Source organism: Candidatus Woesearchaeota archaeon, assembly GCA_026394965.1.
In the GTDB taxonomy this organism is placed as follows: Archaea; Nanobdellota; Nanobdellia; order Woesearchaeales; family 0-14-0-80-44-23; genus JAPLZQ01.
The window spans coordinates 1-2,915 of record JAPLZQ010000047.1 but is presented as its reverse complement, the minus strand read 5'-3'; the positions used below and the strand labels follow the sequence as shown (position 1 = coordinate 2,915).

Sequence of the window (2,915 nt, the reverse complement as noted above, 5' to 3'; positions counted from 1 at the left end):
GGAATTGTCCTTGGACTTTCAGGAGGGCTTGACAGCAGTGTTGTTGCAGCTTTAGGAAAAAATGCGCTTGGCAAGGAAAAAGTGCACGGAATGATAATGCCTTCTTCTTCAAACACAAAATCTGATTACGATGATGCAGTTTCATTGGCAAAGAATCTAGGAATTTCATATGAGGCAAAACCTATTGAGGGCATTATTGATTCATTCAGGAAGACAGTATTGTTTAATGAGAAAATGTCTTATGCAAACATAAAGCCACGGATAAGAATGGCTCTCCTTTACGGATACGCAAACTCCAAAAACTATCTGGTGGCCGGGACAGGAAACCGCTCTGAGATAATGATTGGGTATTTCACAAAATTTGGTGATGGCGGAGCTGATATTTTCCCTATAGGAAGCTTGTACAAAACCCAGGTTTTCGAACTTGCAAAATATCTTGGAATTCCTGAACCAATAATTAATAAGAAGCCCAGCGCAGGGCTTTGGGAAAACCAGACAGACGAAGATGAGATTGGGATAACATATCACAATCTTGATTTGATTCTTGCGGGGATTGAGCTTGGGCTTTCAGACAAGGAAATTTATTGCGCAACGGGAATTGATGATTCTGCAATAGAAATGGTTGTAAAAAGAATAAGGAATTCAGCGCATAAAAGAATTGCCCCAAAACCGCCAAAAATCAATTCATTTGATTTTGGAGATTTTCCGCCGAACCAGGAGGCAGATTAAATGCCTGAAAAAACAAGGAGGGGAATTTTCATTGGGAGGTTCCAGCCTTTTCATATAGGGCACCTTGCTGTTGTTGAGGAGATGAATAAAAACTCAAATCTTGATGAAATCATAATAGCAATAGGAAGCTACCAGTATGATTATTCTCACAAGAAGCCGGATCAGGACATAGCAGAGAATCCTTTTACAGGAGAGGAAAGGAAGGAGATGATTAATTCTGTCCTTAAGAACAGAATATCAAAACAGAGCATCGTAATACCCCTTCCGGATATCCACAACTTTCCAAAATGGGTGTCCTATGTGAAAGAGAATGTTCCTGAGTTTGAAATTGTATATTCTGGAAACACGATTGTCAGGGAGCTTTTCCTTAAAGAGGGCTATAAAGTTGAAAGCGTGAGCAGGTATGAGGTTTCTGCAACCACAATCAGGAATATGATTTCAAAAAATGAGGGAAAATGGAAATCTCTTGTCCCTTCTGAAGTGGCGGATTTCATTGAAAATATTGGCGGTGAAGAGCGCATAAGGGAATTATATGCAAAAAAAGAACTGTTGAGAAGTCCGAGCCCCGCAGCAGACATCATAATAAAATATCTTGGCAAAAATCCTTATGATAACAACCGCAATTCCAATGAAAGTAATTCTGCTGGAATTGTTCTTGTGGAAAGAAAATATCAGCCGTTTGGCTGGGCTCTTCCAGGCGGCTTCATTGAATATGGGGAAACTGCTGAAGATGCTGCTGTAAGGGAAGCGTTTGAGGAAACAGGGCTTGAGGTTGAAATTGAGCGGCTTCTCGGAGTTTATTCAGACCCAAAGCGCGACTGCAGGAAGCATGTGCTTTCAGTGTGCTATGTTGCACATTCATTTGGGGAGCCGAAAGCAGGAGATGATGCCAAGGGAATAGCGGTTGTAAATGAAAAAGAACTTGAGAATTTCATAAGGGAAAAATGTCTTGCGTTTGACCATGAAAAAATTTTAATGGACTATCTTGAGAGCGAAAAGGGGAGATAGGGTTTTTAATAAGTGTAAATTTTACCAAAATGTTTTTAAACTTCATTAAATGCATAATGTGAAATGGAAAATGGCTCTAAAATTTCATTAACAGTTGACATAATCCTCTTTACAATCCAGAACAGCAACCTTGAGGTTCTTCTCATAAAAAGGCTCGCTGAGCCTTTCAGGGATTTCTGGGCGATACCTGGCGGTTTCATAAAGCCCGATGAGGAGATATCTGCGGCTGCAGAAAGGGAGCTCTGCGAGGAAACAGGGGTTAAAAATGCCTATCTCGCCCAGCTTTACACAAAGGGCGATATCGGAAGGGATCCAAGGGGAAGGGTTATAACTGTAGTTTATTATGCCCTTTTGGATTCATCAAAAATCAGGTTATGCTCTTCAACAGATGCCAAGGATGCAACATGGTTCCCGATAAAAAAGCTTCCGAAGCTTGCTTTTGACCATGAAAAGATAATCAGCCATGCTGTTGAAAGGCTCAGGAACAGGGTGGAATACACAAACATAGCATTCCGGCTTCTTCCCAAAAAATTCACCTTAAGCGAGCTTCAGAAAGTTTATGAGATAATACTTGACAGAAAGCTGGACAAGAGGAATTTCAGGAAAAATGTGAAAAAGCTGAACATCCTTGAAGAGCACAACGAGACAAAAATGACTGGGATTCACCGCCCGGCAAAGCTATATTCTTTCATAAAAAGCGGTGATTTGGGAATCTTTCGTGCGCAGAAAAGAGTTACAGGATAATCCTTTTCCGGATTATTTCTTTTTTATGAGAAAAAATTTTTTACTGCTATAGTTGCGTATGCTGCCTTCTTTAACCGGAATGAAAGAGTGATTTTCTGCTTTCCGGAGTTAACCTCATCGCTTAAAAGCTCAGACACCTTGAGCATTTCAATTTCGCAGAATGCGCTCCTTTCCTCCCCTTCCATTGAGAGTTCTGGAATGGAATTGATTATGAAATCCCTTTCTGATATTCCCTCCTCTTTCAATATTTTTTTTATGATTGCGTTCATTTTTTTAGTGAGCGGGCTTTTTTCATCATCCATCTCGCTTCCAAATCCTATGAGCGGAATCATCGGATTTTGCTCCTGAACTGTTCCGCTGTCAACTGCTTTTTTAGGAAATATTAAAATTCCTCTGCTGTAGCTGAGCTCAATGCACTCATCAAACCAATCCTT

General features: G+C 40.4%; 4 protein-coding genes and 1 pseudogene. 4 read left to right on the top strand and 1 reads right to left on the bottom strand.

Annotation, left to right across the window (positions count from 1 at the left end; translation table 11 throughout):
* The 4 genes and pseudogenes from NTV63_02000 to NTV63_01985 all read left to right on the top strand — a co-directional run.
* Positions 1 to 729 (top strand): NAD+ synthase (locus tag NTV63_02000; GenBank protein ID MCX6709708.1); only part of this gene is annotated, 729 nt, incomplete at its 5' end.
* A pseudogene (locus NTV63_01995) lies at positions 730 to 1,260 on the top strand (nicotinamide-nucleotide adenylyltransferase). It begins immediately after the preceding gene.
* Between the two features lie 117 nt (positions 1,261 to 1,377).
* Positions 1,378 to 1,737 (top strand): NUDIX hydrolase, encoded by a 360-nt coding sequence (locus NTV63_01990; protein ID MCX6709707.1) that lies wholly within the window; start codon positions 1,378 to 1,380, stop codon positions 1,735 to 1,737.
* Positions 1,738 to 1,800: 63 nt separating this feature from the next.
* Positions 1,801 to 2,481, top strand: coding sequence for an NUDIX domain-containing protein (locus tag NTV63_01985; protein ID MCX6709706.1), 681 nt, complete (start codon positions 1,801 to 1,803; stop codon positions 2,479 to 2,481).
* 23 nt (positions 2,482 to 2,504) lie between these two features.
* On the opposite strand, the gene truD is transcribed toward NTV63_01985, so the two are convergent.
* Positions 2,505 to 2,915 (bottom strand): tRNA pseudouridine(13) synthase TruD (gene truD, locus NTV63_01980; protein MCX6709705.1); only part of this gene is annotated, 411 nt, incomplete at its 5' end.